The sequence below is a fragment of the Halobellus sp. EA9 genome (assembly GCF_051195055.1).
GTDB classification, from domain to species: Archaea; Halobacteriota; Halobacteria; order Halobacteriales; family Haloferacaceae; genus Haloquadratum; species Haloquadratum rubicundus.
The window spans coordinates 524,456-540,703 of sequence record NZ_JBNTJW010000001.1; the positions used below are offsets into that span (position 1 = coordinate 524,456).

The following is a 16,248-nucleotide window of genomic DNA, read 5'->3' on the forward strand; positions in this document are numbered from 1 at the left end:
GAGTGCGGGGTTCCAGTTGAACCAGAGTAGGGTTATCAGATCACGACTGAACTACCTCTATGCCAATCAGAATTATCACAAACCCAATCGAGAATAATCTCATATGCTCAAAGGGCTTCCTGACCGGCCACTCTCTCACCCTGAGGTAGCATCGCTCAATCAGTCGGACTCGATTGGGTTTGTATTTCCTGCTACGCCTCACAGTATTCAAGACGACGAAGATAGCGAGGGGAAAATATATGATCTGCTCATTACGTCAGGAGAGACTGTTTCAGCAGTCGTCTACGATGAGAGTGAAAGTTGGAAAATCGTTACTCGGACTTCTCCTGACAGTCCGAAAGAAGCGGCAGTCAACGACGTGATTGAGTACCGAGGCTACGATATTGAAGATGAGGAGAAGGTGCTCAGGTTCGTGACTGAGCTATACGAAGCAATGGATGAGTTGAAAGAGAACGAGTAGGATATTCTCTCCCAAGATTGACCGTGGGCTTTTGATCTGTGGTGAGTAAACCTGCGGTATGACATTCAGCGCGAGTTGGCACAATCTCCTCGAAAACGCAGAAGAGTTGCCAACGGACGCTACCCTTCTCACTCCACTTTCTCGGAAGCCGTTCCGAATCACAGACGTCCAGGAACACCGCATTCTCATCGAGTACCGGGAAGAAGACGGAACTGTCCCACTCCAACGAGAGCAGTTTGAGACGCTATACGACCACGTCACCGAAGGATGGGGTGGCTTTGATCTTGACAATCTTCCGCCAGATGCTGAACCCTATGCGACTGTCCTGAGTCTCCACCCTCGATTCGAGATTGACGACCGAGAGGGGATGCTCTCCGAAAGTCAATCACCAACGAGCTCTCCATTAGTCGATGCTCACGAAGTGGATAGCGAAGAGGACGAACGAGAAGAACCTGACATATCCGTCTACTCTGATGCTCTCCTCCTTATCGACGAGCTCGAACGCAACGATCCCACTGATCTTGAAGAGATGGATACTCCCTCGCTGGTGAATCTCTATACGCTCCTCTCAGACGTGCAACGGAACGCTAATGATCTCCGTCAAGACGTGAGGAGTATCCTACTGGACCGACTTCATCACGATCAGCCGGTCTCCGGTCAGTATGGCTCTGTGCAGCGCACGTCTCGACGGAACCGGTCGCTGAAAGATGACGAGGAGGTTCTTGAGATACTCGCAGAAGCCGGTATCGACCGTGAGCGAGTAACCAGTGTAGACGCCAGCAAAGTAGACGACGCTCTCGAAGTTGTGGAACTCAGCGAACGTGACGTGTATAAAATTGAAGAGAGTGAGTATGTGAGGAAAGCAGAGGTAGACGAAGAGAACAAAGAAACTCGCCTGCAAGGACTCAAAGATCAATTAGCTGCTACTGACGAAGATACAGAGGAACTACAGGAAGAAATAGAGGAACTAGAACAACGAATAGACGATCTCACCAGTTTCGACTCTGCGTCATCTTTCCATACGAAATCAGAAGGCGATCTATAACGGCTAATCGCTCAATGTAGGGTGTGTACGTAGCACTAACTCGTTGGTAATCGGTCGAGGACACTTTTTGAGGTGTGTTTCAGAGACTCACGTTGCTAGAAAGCCTATTACTGCCTTCAGTGATCATAAATACGGCCATAACCCGCCACGCAAGTGCCATATCGATGAAGGCAGGAATTGTGAACGTCGTGATGACGAGCGCAACCGCCCCGAGGACTTCGAAAACTCCAACGGCAACAGCTACCCTACTCATTAGTACAGATGCTGTTATAGATCCGTTCAGTAGAGTATATTGGTGATTGTGCACGCGGCTTCTCAAGGTTGCTTCACTGAAAGAGAAGTGAAATCAATAGTAGCGAACCGGTCAGTACAGGGACTCTATTCAGAGTCCGACAACGAGGATAAAAACGAAACTACCTGATGTCACCATCATCACCCCGGCCATAATTTTCCAGAGCCATACTTTCCAATCAGGGATACTCCCCGGTTGGATCCTTCCTGGTGAACGAAACCGGAGTACGGCACGAGTCCGAACTAACGTGATTGAACTTATAAAAAATGCGAATAGACCACTCAGTAGATAGATGGGGTTCACCATCTTGTTGAGACCAATATACAGATAGTCGTATAAAACCACCTCTGAGGATTCTCACTGTTACATTCGCAAGCGCGCTCTGATGGCTGAATCAGATTCAACGGTGAGGAAAGAAACCTTGCGAATAGTTCTAAGAAACTCTCTCGCCTGATTTCCTTACTTGTTCGCTGCTGCTTCTGACATAGTCGGCGTGGAAGACGGGACTATATCAGTCTCAGAATTATCGGTACTTTCCCTCAGTTCCTCACTCTTACGATGAATGAGATGCCTGAGTCAGATTCTATCCAAGTAGATCTTATCTGAGAGGGCAACAGCACGCATATTTTTACCTAGCGACTGTAAAATCCACATTATCGGTGACAACCCCATCATTCGTACAGTGATACCGTATTGGAGTGTAGATCAGGGTGGCTAATGGGTAGTGTCGACGAGTCCACACGGACCACCGTGGGGGGGAGACATACGCCAGTTAGAATCCGATCATAGCACGAATGGCCGCAACTTCCCGAGATCACCGTGCTCTCCTGTCCCCCCACGGCCCACACGTAGCAGTCAGATTAGATCAACTGGCCCACGTGACGTGTAGCTCAGTAGAGCATCCACATTTCATCCGTATCCTAATCGCGGGAATGTCGCCAAGGAGGGGTATGAAGCGTACTACTCCGCTTCTAGTCCTAACTTCAGCTTGAACGCAGTATGTGATGGGAGATAGCCAGGATGCTGAACGATATAGTCTCTCAATTCAACCGGAGAAATCCATCGAATATCTTCAGGCAAATCGCCGCTTAGCGCTTCATATTGGTGGAGATATACAATCCCTGTACTCGCTAATTCACGGTATTCATCCACCTCTACAGTTGCATTGCCTGATTTGACTTGTACGTACCCAGCCTGCGGTTTGCTATTCTTGACTCGCCGGAGAATGCACTCGATTCCAGGCTGTGCTCGTGAGGTGGACGATTTCACAATGTGCCAGCCATCGGACTGTAAGTAATCCAGAACAAGATCTTCTGTTTCGACAGGATCCAACAAATCGAACACTTCAGATACCGCGCTTGCCTCAACAATCGTGCTAAGTTCACTGAGGTCAACGATGTCTGTCACCTCGGACGGTCCATTTTGGAAAAGCTCTCGCACGTAGCGTTTGGCACTCTCTGACTTTCCTCCAGAAGGACGTGCCATTGTTAGAATTCTTGGTGCTGAGAAGTAGCGTTTCACATACCCCGGAATAAGAGTAGGTTCAATTACCTCCCAATCCGCTATCCGATAGTTGTGTATATCGTTTCGTGTCCACTCGTCAGCTTCGTGCTCACTAACCGGATGCTGCTTCCAGTCAGATTTTACCTGACAAAGGGCATACTCACTACCTTCGCTGACCCAGACATAGTCTCCTACGGTAACGTCTTGAAGCATCGCCCGGATGGAAGACCGCACGTTTCCATACTGATCCGTGTTACCTTTCGATCTGTGCTGTTCAAGCGCAGCCTCAACTGAGTCGTATCGCTCTGAAAGCCCCCATCCGGTCCCAATAATGGGCGGTGATTGGTTTTTACAGAACTCGTAAGGTGTCGCTGCTTCTTCAGCACTATTCGGCTGGATCTTTAGCGCCCAGACTGTCAGCGTATCCGTCATAGTTCGGGAATATCGCTAGCGGTCGGATGATCTGGACCATCCCACGACTCTACTGTTCTCCCATCAGCGTCATATATCGTGAGCGATTCTCCTCGCCCTATCGCAGTAACTGGTAAGCCGTCTAAATCGTCGAACTCACCAAGTTTATTGAAAAAGCCTGAATCTGTGGGAGCCTTCCACTCGTCGAACTTGACCGCGCTGTACTGTTTCCTGTCGGGTGCGAGATCGTCTCGACTTGGAGGAGCGGGCATTATATTCACTATTCAATTAGCCAAGGTCATAATTACTCTTGACCTCAGTAAGTTTTTGAACACCACTGAGAAGCTATATCCTGTATGTCTGGTACTGTTAATTCTGAGTATTTCGACATCAATTACATTCTCCTCGCTGCCGTTCCTATTCTTCTCGCTGCGATCCACTTTCTTACTCCCGGTACCTTCCAGCAAGCACTCGCTTTCGACCACACACGGTTCAAGGGCTATACCCTCCTCACAGCGGCCTACGTTCACGCCTCGGATGCTCACCTGTATAATAATCTCATCGGCTATGCTCTCGCTGCAACCTACACCTACGCTCTCTGCCTTACCGTCGACGAGCTCTCCTGGTTCCGTTACACATTCCTAATTCACCTTCTCACGCTTCCTATTCTTGTTAACCTCATTAGCTACGCTATCTTCGCGACACTGTACCCAGAGGCTGAACCAGTCTCTCGCGGCTTTTCAGGCGTGGTTAGTGGCTTAGTAGGCTTCCTGTTGGTCGCTCTCTATGTATTTGTACGGAAGCGCCATAGCCGTGAGGTCGGCTACGCCACCGGATTGATCACTCTTCTCCTGTTGATGCAACTGATCGACCTACGCTACGCGGGGAACTTTCGACCAGTGGTAATGGGCCTTATTGCTCTTGCGAGCCTCCTAGTCCTCTCACCTTACTTCAGAGGCGGTATCGAGTTTCCCGATAAAGAGAAGCGAAAATACACTGGGCTAAGCATAGGCGCGGTAGCAGTAGTAAGCTTTATATTAGCATATCTTATTCTGAAACTGTTTCCTGAGGCAGGAGCTATAATAAAAGATGGAGCGTTTACGAATATCTTTGCTCACGCGGCAGGGTTCCTGTGGGGGATCTTAGTCTCGATTGGCGTATGGGTCTATTGTAGCTACCGACCGGTTGGGTAAAGCCACACCAGTAAGCACTCGTTGGTGGTCTTGGTAGAGTGCTCAGTTAGTACGTGTACGTATCGACAGTGTCTCCATTCTCGTCTTTGAGCGTCACAGTATCACCGCCATTGTTCCAGACAGCACCGTTCTCGCCCCAGTAGAGCTCGTCATCGGTGTCTGTACCGCTGCCGGTGTATAGGGTCACGGAGTCACCTGGCTCAAGAGTGAAGCCGGACGGGAATGAGTAAACGTGGTCGGCCTCATCGGAGACGGTCCAGCCTGTCATCTCTACAGCCTTGTCACCGGTGTTCTCGAAGATCACGTACTCATCGTTCAGGTTCTCGTTATCATTCCCCTCAGCGTCTTCGTGAATGTCGGCTACGATGACGCTCCCAGATCCAGACCCGGAGCCACCTGCGTCGGTTGGCGTGGTTTCTGGGGCAGTATAGTCCCAGACACCGACGTTCTGACTGCGGGCCGTGTCCTCAGCGGCTTGGTAAGCTTCTTGCTCACTGAACGTGCTGTCATAGTACCGTGCGTATCCGTTAGTGAGCAGTCGTTCGTTGAACGATGTTTCCGAACTCTCAGACTGGTAAACGTAGACCAGCAACCGACCATAGTACCCACGCCGATCTGCCTCGGAGTCAACCTCAATATACACCTCTTTCCCAGCGAGACGATCTTCAGCGTACCGGCTTGCGTCGTCGCCCCAGTTAGCAAGCCAGTCCCGTCCATCAGTTGTGTCTGGAACGCCTTCCCACTCGTCGGGGGAGACTTGCGTAACGGAGGTTTCAGGCGTATCAACACCGAGCAGCCGAACGGTCTCAACGCTGCCATTTGGAAGCCGTACGTCCATCGTATCACCATCTACGACATCGACGACAGTCACGGTCCAAGCCGTCTGTGAACCAGATTCAGTAGTTGGCTGCAGTGTTGATGTCGCAGTTAGTGTCGGTGAGGCAGTTGATGTAGGAGTGGATGTCGACAATTGTGTGGGGGTCGCAGTAGGGGTTTCTGTCTCCGATACCGTTGAGTCCGTTTCCGGTGCTGGCTCGTCAGTCGGTATGAGCATTGCGCCAGCGCCACCACCGAGTAGTGCGAGCAGGATGATAGCAGTCGCACCAACTCCTGAGAGATTTAACTCTGTTCGACTGTCCAAGTAGCCCAATAGCGGACTTCGCGTCTGTGGGAGAAGAAATAGCCCGCTCACCAGCATCAAGATCCCGCCAACAAACCCACCAATCCCCTCAGCTAGCGATGAGAACCCCGCGAGAATGAACATCCCCCCGAGCAGGTAGATCGTAATGGTCCGCCAGTTCACGGCTGGTAGATCTCAGTCTTCTAACCTATATGAAAGCTTTCCCCCCTTTCGAATGTACCAGCCTGGTGGTGCGGCTCACCCGTCTAGCGGGGTGCGTTACAAGCTCAATTCACTTTCACTCCGGGTGTGGCTCAATCTTATACACTAATTGGTAGTATGTACCAGTAATGTCCGAGAACTACTACCACTGTAATGACTGCGACGATGCTTGGACCTCCAGCGAGACCGCTGAGGCGTGTCCAGCCTGTGAGTCCTCGGATATCCACGAGGTCGAGTTCGATGAGATGGGAGTAGCCAAATGGCGGCTAGAGAAACACGAGAATGACCCAGTCGTAGCTCTTCGAGGGTGAGCACTCGCCTATGAATGATAGTATCTGGAAAGCACTCCTCGTTGGCATTCCAGGGGTGGCTATAATGGCTTTCGTTGTTAATACAGCCCTCAATTGGGGATTCCGATCTGATCCTGGTGGCGCATTCTCGGGAATACTGTCTTCGATTGTAGCTATCGGTCTTGTTTCACTACTTCTACTCGGCGGTGGTCTGCTGGTTGCTGCTGATCGGCTGTTCGGATTGTGGTCTTGCAGTGGATTTTGAAGAGGCTGATTTGCGAGAGATGTTGTAGACCAAGTGTCTATTCAGCAGCGCGGGAATAGCATCCTTCGATTAAAACGGGAACCTCTCCTTTGCCCAATCTAAGAATCCTTTTTCGGAGTCATACTCGAACATACCAGTCATAATTATGAGTTCAGTCGCATCTTTTTTCCAGTTGATATCACCGAAATCAGGGTGATGGTATCGTATTTTTGGAGGTTCGTCGTAGTGTGGGACAATATCATACTTACCTCCACGACTGACTCCCTGAATCTGAAGCGTATCATCTGGTATGCGCTCTTTCACGCCGACAACCTCATACTCAGCACCGTGATCGCGGGCTTCAGTGGCCCACGCTACTGAATAACTACGACCGGTGTTATTTTCAAGATCGGTCTTGATATCGCTGATTACGTCTGTGAGGTTTCGATGTGCATCCTCTAAATTAGAGTGTTTTTGTTGAGCATAGAGGGGTTCGGCTTGGCTCATAGATGAAAATAAAGCTATACTACATCTTAATATTTTGTAGTAGTTGATCGCGTTCCCTGCATACTACATACAGTAGTTGTTCGTTGATGATCTGACGGCGGGCAAACAAGTACTGCTATTCGTTAACGATCCTACCTCTGAGGAGTAGAATTCTCACTCATAATCTACCACACGAATTGGTATGAGGAGATGACCCAGTCGCAGCTCCTCTGGAGTAAGCACTACACGCGGTGTGGCTCGCAGATCGGCATCTACCTGGGTCTTACTCTAACCCCAACTCCGAAATGACAGTCTCAGTCTCCAGATTCAATCAGATCAAACTCAAGCACAATCGTTCCATCATCTCGTACAGTCTTTTCGATACTGTAGTCCCCGGCCTCTAGTAAGCCTGAAACATTCAACAAGCAGCTACCCTGATTATTTTTCCACACGCTCCTTCGCTTCGTTACTCCTGTATGCCCTGCTGAGTCAGTCATCAATCTGTCGAAGATCTCGTTTGTTTGCAGCCGCCTGTGCCATACTAGGAGAAGCAGCTGGTACCGTATCTGGTCCGTCAGCCCCCTCTTTGTCCAAGATCTCTCCGATCTTCACCGAAAACGTCGTACTGGAACTATCTCTTACCTGAACGCTACCCTTCTCCACCAGAGCTATTTCTTCTGCTTCCTCGTGCTCCTCTGCGAGACTGTTGGCTGCCTGGATCTCCTCATCACTTGGCGACTCAAGCTCAATATTCACCTCATCCTTAGCGCTGACCGAGGAGTCGTCCTGATCCTTCCCATCATTACCCTCCATCTCTGCGTTTGACCGACTCCGATTTCTGTTTGTTCTTGTACTACTAGATCTTCTACTGGCAAACGCAGAAAGCAGGCTTCGGCGCTTCTCCATAATCGAGGCGCGTCGGTCTGGAGGGTTCTTTCGCCCTGCTGCAACATCTTCGAGCGTTCTAACCCTTAGGTTCAGATTCCTCCGGAGAGTTCTGATTAAGCTAGTTCTCGATTGAGTCGACATACTATAGCACCTCAACAACTTGTTCTCCGTCTTCTGTGGCTCGGTAGAGCTTGTAGTTGTATTTCGATTCAGTAAGATCCTCAACGAGATCTCGCTTTTGTAGCCACTTTATTTGTCGACGGACCCACTTCGTTGAGAGATCAAGCTCATCGGCTAATTCCCCGTTCATACGAGGCTTCTGACAGAGTGCTCTGAGTACCTGTGTCCGTCTCTCACTTGCCTTCACGTCACTAACCACTGTCCAGTCTATTTGCTCGAAATCGACACTCATATACCCTCTACAGGCAATTCTGGGGTGAATCCTCATTAAGCCAGGGATGGCTATTATAGGTGAGATTATCATACCGATTATAATTGCAACACCCGTGGACAAACGGGGACAGACGTGAGTATGGCTACTGGATAGGATCGGCGCGGTCCCCACGGGCCAACACGGGAAGGTAGGCAGGCGGGATGGATCCATTATGCGAGAAAGTGGAGTCACACCCACTGAACAGGCGAGGCCCCCGTCCCCACGTGGGGATCTATCTTGGACGAGTCAGTGGTAGCTGATTACGACCTTCGAGTACCCTCACGCCTGAACTCGGCTAAATCTATTACTAACACATAACAGAAATTGTTTATATCCGACTGGAACGTGTAGGATTACATATGGCAGCGAAATGCCCTCACTGTGGCCAGACGATAGAAGGATCAGAGGACTACAACGCTGAAAAAGTCCGACTGAAGCCCTGTGATCACCTTCTTCGTATTGCTGTTCCGGCAGTCGACTACCCGAGTTTTCCCTAAAGTCTGCTGTACATACTCTTTTGCAACCGGCGGAACTGTTGTCTATTATGATGCCGTTCCTGATTCAGGTAAGCGGCCATCCTATCGAAGAGAAGGCTGATCCCGCCTACATCGAGGGAGCAAGGGGACGCGATTCTGTGATGAACCACTTCGCCACGGCGAATACTTCAACGCGAGCCCATTCTGGAAGCGTGAAGGATTTGGCAGGCACGAGGCTTGGCAGACGATCTCAGCTGGCGATAAGGGGCTACTCTATTGCACGAGTAGTGTTGATGAACACGGAGCCTGTATAAGTCATCTCCTGATTGTTGATGACGTAGATCGTGACGACTCTGGGGGTGCGAGGCTCAGGTTTTCGTCTGTCCGAGAACTAACGCCGAAGGTTCCCTACAGCGATCTTCAAGCGGAAATCGAGGCAGGTAGACTATCGGAGCAAATGCAATACTGCGGCCAAGAGGGATTCAATATCACGCTGATACCTCGGTCAGACGTTGAACGAATTCTTGATCTTGCTGATCCAGATGAGACGAGGAAGACGTCGAGTAAGTCTCATCTAAACGAATCACTCAGAGACATCGCAGAGGACCACTTTGGAGATCCATAGCCTCACATAATGCGAATATTAGCCGGATCTCTTCCCGAAGTGAGTGAATCAACACGTATCTGAGAATGAGCAGAGCATCTCGTGCGAGATGTACGGGAGATATATGTCACGCCAGTACTGCTGAAACCACTGGCGGAAAATCGACAAGTACGAGCTATCTTGATTCGGCAAAGTACTAATACATTGACTTGATTTGCTCAGTATATGCCCTCCATTGTCGACGAATTAACTGATCTTAGAGGAACACGCCCAGCACAGGCTATCTCCGCTGCGATGTTCCTTGGATTAGGCTTGTACAATCTGTTCTACAAACCTGGGGTACTCGCGCTCATCTGGGGTATCCTATTTTTGGCTGGTGGATTACTTGCAGTCTACAAGCTGGTCGTTGGGGAGAGTATCGTACAATCAATTTCGTCTTGACTCCTTCTATCGGACTCAATTCCTGTAGAAGCACGCACAATCTCATACACTTATACAGGAATCGCTCACTACAGGATGTACAATGATTACTTCTCCACCGTACGGTTGCGAATGGTAGATACGGCGCTATCCTCGGAGAAAGAATGATGAAGCGCCCAACTTTCATCCCAGTATGCCAACTGTTTCATCAGTCGCATTAGGAGGGCTGCAGGTGGTTGCTTTGTTAGCCGCAGTGGTCGTTGCTGGGTCAAGATTGTTGATCGCTGGATTAGACCCAACCTCAGATGAAGATGTGAATTACTGGATGGCGCGAATTATCGCTTATAGTTCGATTGTCTCACTAATTACACTCTCTGTCGCTGGGATACTGTTCATTTTGGGATTGATGAGCGCTTACGCAATGCCACCATCGATAGATCTTGCATTTCTATTACTACTAGCTGGCCTTGCTGCATTTAGTGCGCCGATGGCATTACTCATATACCACAAATGGAATCAAGACAAATTGCCATCGCTCGAATCACCTTAATAACATTCTACAACAGCCATTATCCAATATATTGAGGTTCAGTACAACCGACGGATATGGTCGAGAGTTAGCTTCTTTTCTAACGGTCAATACGCAAGCACGTTCTAATGGGTGATTCAAACTTAACAGTGTGAAAGAAACTTTGCTAATAGTTCTACGGTACCCTCTGCTCTCATAGAATCAATATCCCTCCAGATCGGGTCCGAGATGTGGGGCAGCACCTCAGCCAATAGATCTCCCAGAAAATCACCTCTATCGGGTTATTGTCAACGAATTATTAGGAATCGTATACTGTACCCCTCTGTGAGTTTCCTGATAATATTTTCACACATCACACCCTATACCCCACACGTCGGGGATCGGTCCACTACCTTTTTCGATCAATTCAAACCTATCGCTCTTTTTCACTTCTTTGCTGATACTGCTCCTGCTTGCTTCGATTTCACCATCTATATCATTGATCTCGAACTGATCTAAGCCCTCATCACGAAGGTATCTGAGTATCTGGTTTTCAGTAGAAACATAAGAACCACCAACCATCTCATCAGGCTTTTCACTAACTGGGATATCGTCAGGGATAGCATCCGTGTGAACGTATACTGTACTCTCTTCGACTGATTCATCCCTTCCAAACCGGAGGATAGCTTGTCCTACTATGTCTTTTTGGAAAGCCCTCATAATAGGATCCCCCACGTCTCCGAATGACTTCTCGGTTCCTTTCTTCTCATTCCACTCAACAGACTGATCCAAGAAGGCTCCAATAAGCCTCACTTGATGATGTATACGCCACTCAGGACTCCCGAGCACAATTCCAACGTCTTCTTTTCGGAATTGGTTGTTTGACTCGACGTTAGCGAAGTTCATTTTGTCACTAATTGGGAGCTCGTCCTCGTCGTACTGGGTCAGAGCCTTCTTTGTGCTAATTATCGGAACGTCCTCGTTATGATCTCTAGCGACTAACTTGATCAGCTTTGCATCGCGCTGAGGAGTCACGTATTCACCGGATGAGTAGGGTTTCACGTCCTCGGAGGTCTGGACGACAGAAAGACCCATAATGTCAGAATAGTACTTCTTACGTTCTGGTTGGGATAGAGGTTCGATTAGCTCAGTATGCACTCCTAACCTCCAGTTCAGCCATACAGGAAATGATAGATTTCCGTGCTCGACCGGATAGCCGGTGAGAACGATAATGGTATCAGGAGATATCCCGCGGTTGTTTCCCACAAATCCAGGCCTATTCAGCAGATATACACTACGGTCTCCGTCTTTTACTCCGATATAGTCCTCTTCGTCTGAGCTGTCAGTGTCTTCGTAGCCATAGACAGCGAAGCCGTTACCTAGATCCTCTGATTTCAAAATCGTCGAGACGATCTTCACAGCGTCGGAGTGTGTGGTCGCGCTTTCGTCTGTCCGTGGCTCGAAATCTAAGTCATCCAGAGCCTCAATCGCTCTCTGTCGAAATTCTTCGGAGCCTCTTGTCTCGTAAATAAAGTCGACCGAGTTGCAAGGGAAGGAGTCATCCTCCAAGATAGCAGTCAACTTTGATTCGGTAACCTCGTGCTCTTTGATGAATGCTTGCTTCGATATGTCGTCAAAGAACACAGTTCGGCCTCGGACGAAGGGCTCTACGTGAGAGTGCTTTGTATTCCCTATGAGGACATCGTACTTGTTGAGTGGGATGTCTTTGTTGTACTCTCCTTTCAGCTCCGGGAGTTTTCGAGCGTACTCACAGGCTGGGTGGCAAGCCTCCGTCTCGTGGTGAATGGTTCGAGGTGAGATACCTCTGTGATACAGTTTGTAAGCCTTACTCGGGGTGGAACTGCCTTCACCTGAGTCATAGCTGTCGCAATCCTCCGGCATTGAGGGAAGTATCTTGACTGTCAGTCCTCGGTCCTCACACCACTGTTTGAACTCTCCGTAGAGATCTCGACGAGCGGTGAAGTACGCTGCGTGAATCCCCTTGTCAGCGATGACCTGAGCACTGCTGTACGATTTGCCTGAAGAAGGAGGTGCTTTGATTACACAGTCAAGTTTGTCCTCAATACAGCCAGATATTGTTTTCTTGACTCTGTCGTATACGTCCTGTTGAGATTCTAGTGAATTCTTGTCTTCCATATGATTAATTCCCGTAACAGTTCAAAACTGTCAAAATATTGGCAAGAAAGATTCTGTAATCTCTGCTGTTCCTGCTCAATGCACCAGTCCAAGCCCATCTCATCAATTAGGTGATGGTACCTAGTGAACTTCCCAGTGAAGATGATAACATCCTTCTCACGCTCGAAATACAACAAGCCGCGCTCTTTCGCTGCATCTTTTAGATCCGTTGAGATGCTTTCCTTTACGTACTGAGGCTCCAGCTCGAACATAGTGAGCGTTCCAGTCTTGGATATCCACGGAGAGTACGGCTTGTCTTCGGTATTTTTCAGGAACTCTTTCTTCTGCTCCCTAGAGACAACAGAACTCGTTGTCTCCGTATCCGCTTCGGAACTCTGTGTTTCGGTGCTCGTCTCGGGGCTCTGTTCTTCCCTTTCGTTTTCAGAGTCTTGTGACTCCGCTTCTGTTTCGGAGTCCAGGAAGTGTTCAATTCCCATCTGAGTGTATGAAATCTAATCCAATTTTTGTTTTAGACCTAGCTTCAACTCGAATGTCACCGTCTGCGTCGGTAGTCATTTCTCTAAATTCTCCGTTAATCGATTGACTGTCTGCTCAAATCGCTGGATACAATACCTCCAGTGGGGCAAAAACCCGCTCGACAGAATCGAACTGTCAATAATGCGCCAGCGCGGGCTGTTTTGTCTTGCAAAAAGCTAGGTACCGGGTGTGGGGTTATCCTGAGGAGGCTTCGAGGAATTCCTCGATGGCACCCTCTTTGTTCTGAACAACCTCCTTGTCCACAGCTACGAGGAAGTCCCCGACTATCTTCTTCCGGTCGATCGGGGAGTTCTTCAGCGACTTAGCAGCTCGGAAATGCTTTTTCATTCTCTCCTCCTCAGCATAACCGGCCTCTGACTCGGGGTGATCCGGGTTGGACAGAGTGATGTGAGTCTGCTTCTGCTGATTTTCTCCATCACCTATGTAGTCGTCAAGTCCAGTCATTCTACTTGCTCCTCGGATTGGCCCTCTATATCGCGGCTATCGGTTTCGGCTTTTCTTACCATTGCATATAAGCGTAGGAGCCGTAGGCATTTGATGAAACTTTCTAGAGAGAAGAGCAACTGCCAAGCGAGAGCAAGCCTAGAGATGGAAAAGTCTATTTCACCCCTACCATCTGTATGATCGAGGACCGTTGCTAGTGGGATACTCGTATTTTCTAACGACAGGTGATCTCAAATGACTCGAATATTCGATTCCAGTCGTTCACGTGATCACCAAAAGGAGATGGATAGCCGTTTGAGTCGATCCGAAATCGCTTCTTTCCAGACGGTGGAATACATTCCAGAGCCTCTTCATCGAGAACTAAGAAGTCGTCTATTTCAGGATCATATTCACTCTCAGTTTCGTGGTTGATCACTATAGCAAAAACTTCGATCTGTTCAAACTCATTCGCATTCGGAAATTGCTCCGTTTTTGCTGAACTCAATTTCTTTTCATCTTTGTACACTATTTCAATATGATTTCCTTCTCGCTGGCCAGAGAGATTAGAATGATGAGTCTTACCTCTAACTGCGACCGCGTCTGATGTAATTTCGAACCAATAGGATTTCTCTAGTTTAGAATTTGCTGGGTCGGCGTCAAAATCCAGATTGTGCTTTTCAGCTTTCTCTTTGAGAAGTCTTACCCACTTAGGATACGTTTTGAATTGATCAATTCCCATTGTGTACTACTGTATAGTAGAGCTGAAAGTCATAAGCTGTGGTCTTCGGATCCTGAAGGAATAAATTCCGGGATAGCAAAGTTCTCTCGGATAGTCTGCATCTTCGCTGTAACGGTATCTTCCGGTTCCGTTTCTGGGACGATCACGATGTAGCCTTCTTCGATTTTACTGACTCCGTCTCCCTGATCTCCTGATCCCTCGATTTCGACTTCTCTAATATCGCCTTCGTCTACTGGAGGGGCTGGCTCTGATTCAGCTGGTTTCTCTGGCTCTGACGACTCCGGAGCAGTATCAGTTTCGACTGACGGAGCTTCCATCAGCGAGATTTTGTACACCTCATCCGCTGAGAGATCTCCTTTCCGAATTTCTCGCTCTGGAACCTCAATCAGATATGAGCCATCCTGTTGATCTATAGTAGCGCTATACAGGCAGAGTAGGTCATCTGAAATATCCATCTGCTACAGTTGCAAAAGAACAGGAGAGTCTTGAGTTTATTGAAGGGTCAGAAAATCTCTGCCCGCTCGCGAGTATGTATAGCGTCCGTTTGAGTCTTGAGTGACTTTTTGCTGATCCTACGTGTATACAGTGGTAAGATGACTCAGCAGACACTCTATCCCGTGCTCATAGGGCTATTTGATCTTGGATTCGCCGGACTCCTCCTTCTGATCGCTCCAGTGCTTGGGGTGATGATGGGAGCTATAGGTATGCTTGTCGTGGGAACGTATCTTGTTCAGCACATAGGCGTCTCTCACACAGAGTCTGCCTCTCGTATAGCAGGAGATGTGTAGACGGAAACATAGAGTCCGACTATACTGATTCACTGAGTTATGATCAGAGGCGAGCGTCGAGAATTGATCAGTACAGACCAATGCTGTATCACATCAAATCGTTACCTACTCAGAATCTGCCAAGAACATATTGCTGAATATAGATGATGGATACAGCAAAGCGGTCGTAATCGCATTTGCCGGGTAACCCGTGTATATAGACATACATAGTGTTATTAGTAAAACACACGTCATTTGCAGATCTTGGGGCCCGTGGGTGGTCCCCGTGTGAAACGACGTGGATTCCTCCGAGCGTGTGCGGCAACAACTCTCGGGGTGACTGCTGGCTGTACAACGATTGCTGAACGATCAGCGATACAAATCGGATACATAAAAATCAACAACAACACATCGAACCCCGTCGATGTACAGGTCCTGTTAACCGACAGCGGTGACCCCGTATACTGGGATACAGTGCGGGTTCCCGGAGGCAGGGACATCCGTCTCGACTCGGTACCGACGCAAGCAGGTGTATATACGTTGTACGCTCGGACACCATTGCGGGCACCGTCCGATTGGGAGTCGTTCGATACGACCACACTCAACGACTCGTGTACTGGGTTGCTGGTGAATGTGCGTGAAGACGACTCAGGCGATATGGGCGTCTCCTCAATATATTATCAGGCAGATTACCAGGGGTGTAACGCGCAGTCCGCGACCCCATCAGATAGGTAGTCAGACAGTTGACAAGGCAGAATGGGACCGGCCTCAAGAGGATAAACTATCTGACCGATTCGCGCGTTGTATACAGCAGCGCCTGAACGAACTACCCGGGGCCTGTCAGTAGCGTCTTAAGCGATACAGAGAGTGGGTGCAACAACATCGACTCCAGTCGATTCACCCGGGTAAGCGCGCTCAGCGACGTTCAGCACCCGCCAGCGCCACCGGCACCACCAGCAGCACCACCAGCACCGGCCGCACCGCCGGCACAGGAGGCGGCCGCTCCGGCACTCGCGCCAGCACAAGCCGA

At 49.1% G+C, this 16,248-nt stretch carries 19 protein-coding genes; 8 read left to right on the forward strand and 11 right to left on the reverse strand.

Annotated elements, in window-relative coordinates; translation table 11 throughout:
• Positions 1-103 precede the first annotated feature (103 nt).
• Complete coding sequence (locus ACQUQ0_RS02750) at positions 104-460, forward strand: hypothetical protein (protein WP_435183001.1); 357 nt, start codon at positions 104-106, stop codon at positions 458-460.
• A gap of 58 nt (positions 461-518) precedes the next feature.
• Positions 519-1,505, forward strand: coding sequence for a hypothetical protein (locus ACQUQ0_RS02755; RefSeq protein ID WP_435183002.1), 987 nt, complete (start codon positions 519-521; stop codon positions 1,503-1,505).
• 1,252 nt (positions 1,506-2,757) lie between these two features.
• Here the strand turns inward: ACQUQ0_RS02755 and ACQUQ0_RS02760 are convergent.
• Entirely contained in the window at positions 2,758-3,732 is a 975-nt protein-coding gene (locus ACQUQ0_RS02760) for a restriction endonuclease (protein ID WP_435183003.1), read from the reverse strand.
• Entirely contained in the window at positions 3,729-3,983 is a 255-nt protein-coding gene (locus ACQUQ0_RS02765; protein ID WP_435183004.1) for a hypothetical protein, read from the reverse strand. Before ACQUQ0_RS02765 ends, ACQUQ0_RS02760 begins: the two co-directional genes overlap by 4 nt.
• Positions 3,984-4,067: 84 nt before the next feature.
• Between ACQUQ0_RS02765 and ACQUQ0_RS02770 the strand changes: the two genes are divergently transcribed.
• A complete protein-coding gene (locus ACQUQ0_RS02770) occupies positions 4,068-4,904 on the forward strand; it encodes a hypothetical protein (protein ID WP_435183005.1) in 837 nt (278 codons plus the stop codon).
• 46 nt (positions 4,905-4,950) lie between these two features.
• Here ACQUQ0_RS02770 and ACQUQ0_RS02775 read toward each other — a convergent pair whose 3' ends face one another.
• Positions 4,951-5,775 (reverse strand): lamin tail domain-containing protein, encoded by an 825-nt coding sequence (locus tag ACQUQ0_RS02775; RefSeq protein ID WP_435183006.1) that lies wholly within the window; start codon positions 5,773-5,775, stop codon positions 4,951-4,953.
• Between the two features lie 599 nt (positions 5,776-6,374).
• Between ACQUQ0_RS02775 and ACQUQ0_RS02780 the strand changes: the two genes are divergently transcribed.
• Positions 6,375-6,557 carry a hypothetical protein gene (locus tag ACQUQ0_RS02780; RefSeq protein ID WP_435183007.1) on the forward strand — a complete coding sequence of 61 codons (183 nt, stop codon included), beginning with the start codon at positions 6,375-6,377 and terminating at the stop codon, positions 6,555-6,557.
• A gap of 313 nt (positions 6,558-6,870) precedes the next feature.
• Here ACQUQ0_RS02780 and ACQUQ0_RS02785 read toward each other — a convergent pair whose 3' ends face one another.
• The 3 genes from ACQUQ0_RS02785 to ACQUQ0_RS02795 all read right to left on the reverse strand — a co-directional run bounded on the left by ACQUQ0_RS02785 (position 6,871) and on the right by ACQUQ0_RS02795 (position 8,566).
• Positions 6,871-7,287 (reverse strand): hypothetical protein, encoded by a 417-nt coding sequence (locus tag ACQUQ0_RS02785; protein ID WP_435183008.1) that lies wholly within the window; start codon positions 7,285-7,287, stop codon positions 6,871-6,873.
• Positions 7,288-7,755: 468 nt separating this feature from the next.
• A complete protein-coding gene (locus ACQUQ0_RS02790) occupies positions 7,756-8,295 on the reverse strand; it encodes a hypothetical protein (protein ID WP_435183009.1) in 540 nt (179 codons plus the stop codon).
• Position 8,296: 1 nt separating this feature from the next.
• Positions 8,297-8,566 carry an ArsR family transcriptional regulator gene (locus ACQUQ0_RS02795; protein ID WP_435183010.1) on the reverse strand — a complete coding sequence of 90 codons (270 nt, stop codon included), beginning with the start codon at positions 8,564-8,566 and terminating at the stop codon, positions 8,297-8,299.
• Positions 8,567-9,131: 565 nt separating this feature from the next.
• Here ACQUQ0_RS02795 and ACQUQ0_RS02800 point away from each other — a divergent pair.
• From ACQUQ0_RS02800 to ACQUQ0_RS02810, 3 genes are all read left to right on the forward strand, one after another.
• On the forward strand, positions 9,132-9,377 hold the full coding sequence (locus ACQUQ0_RS02800; protein WP_435183012.1) for a hypothetical protein: 246 nt from the start codon (positions 9,132-9,134) through the stop codon (positions 9,375-9,377).
• A gap of 515 nt (positions 9,378-9,892) precedes the next feature.
• The gene (locus ACQUQ0_RS02805; protein ID WP_435183014.1) at positions 9,893-10,108 is read left to right on the forward strand and encodes a hypothetical protein; all 216 of its coding nucleotides are present in this window, start codon (positions 9,893-9,895) and stop codon (positions 10,106-10,108) included.
• A 172-nt stretch (positions 10,109-10,280) separates the two neighbouring features.
• On the forward strand, positions 10,281-10,637 hold the full coding sequence (locus ACQUQ0_RS02810) for a hypothetical protein (protein ID WP_435183016.1): 357 nt from the start codon (positions 10,281-10,283) through the stop codon (positions 10,635-10,637).
• 324 nt (positions 10,638-10,961) lie between these two features.
• Here the strand turns inward: ACQUQ0_RS02810 and ACQUQ0_RS02815 are convergent, their stop codons facing one another.
• The 5 genes from ACQUQ0_RS02815 to ACQUQ0_RS02835 all read right to left on the reverse strand — a co-directional run bounded on the left by ACQUQ0_RS02815 (position 10,962) and on the right by ACQUQ0_RS02835 (position 14,906).
• Positions 10,962-12,752: a hypothetical protein gene (locus ACQUQ0_RS02815; protein ID WP_435183017.1), complete on the reverse strand. Its 1,791-nt coding sequence runs from the start codon at positions 12,750-12,752 to the stop codon at positions 10,962-10,964.
• Positions 12,731-13,228 (reverse strand): hypothetical protein, encoded by a 498-nt coding sequence (locus tag ACQUQ0_RS02820; RefSeq protein WP_435183019.1) that lies wholly within the window; start codon positions 13,226-13,228, stop codon positions 12,731-12,733. Before ACQUQ0_RS02820 ends, ACQUQ0_RS02815 begins: the two co-directional genes overlap by 22 nt.
• 235 nt (positions 13,229-13,463) lie before the next feature.
• Positions 13,464-13,733, reverse strand: a complete 270-nt coding sequence (locus ACQUQ0_RS02825) for a hypothetical protein (protein ID WP_435183020.1) — start codon at positions 13,731-13,733, stop codon at positions 13,464-13,466.
• Between the two features lie 214 nt (positions 13,734-13,947).
• On the reverse strand, positions 13,948-14,451 hold the full coding sequence (locus ACQUQ0_RS02830; RefSeq protein ID WP_435183021.1) for a hypothetical protein: 504 nt from the start codon (positions 14,449-14,451) through the stop codon (positions 13,948-13,950).
• Between the two features lie 29 nt (positions 14,452-14,480).
• On the reverse strand, positions 14,481-14,906 hold the full coding sequence (locus ACQUQ0_RS02835) for a TRAM domain-containing protein (protein ID WP_435183022.1): 426 nt from the start codon (positions 14,904-14,906) through the stop codon (positions 14,481-14,483).
• 138 nt (positions 14,907-15,044) lie between these two features.
• Here ACQUQ0_RS02835 and ACQUQ0_RS02840 point away from each other — a divergent pair, with 138 nt between their 5' ends.
• Positions 15,045-15,239, forward strand: coding sequence for a hypothetical protein (locus ACQUQ0_RS02840; RefSeq protein ID WP_435183023.1), 195 nt, complete (start codon positions 15,045-15,047; stop codon positions 15,237-15,239).
• The last annotated feature ends 1,009 nt before the right edge of the window (positions 15,240-16,248 follow it).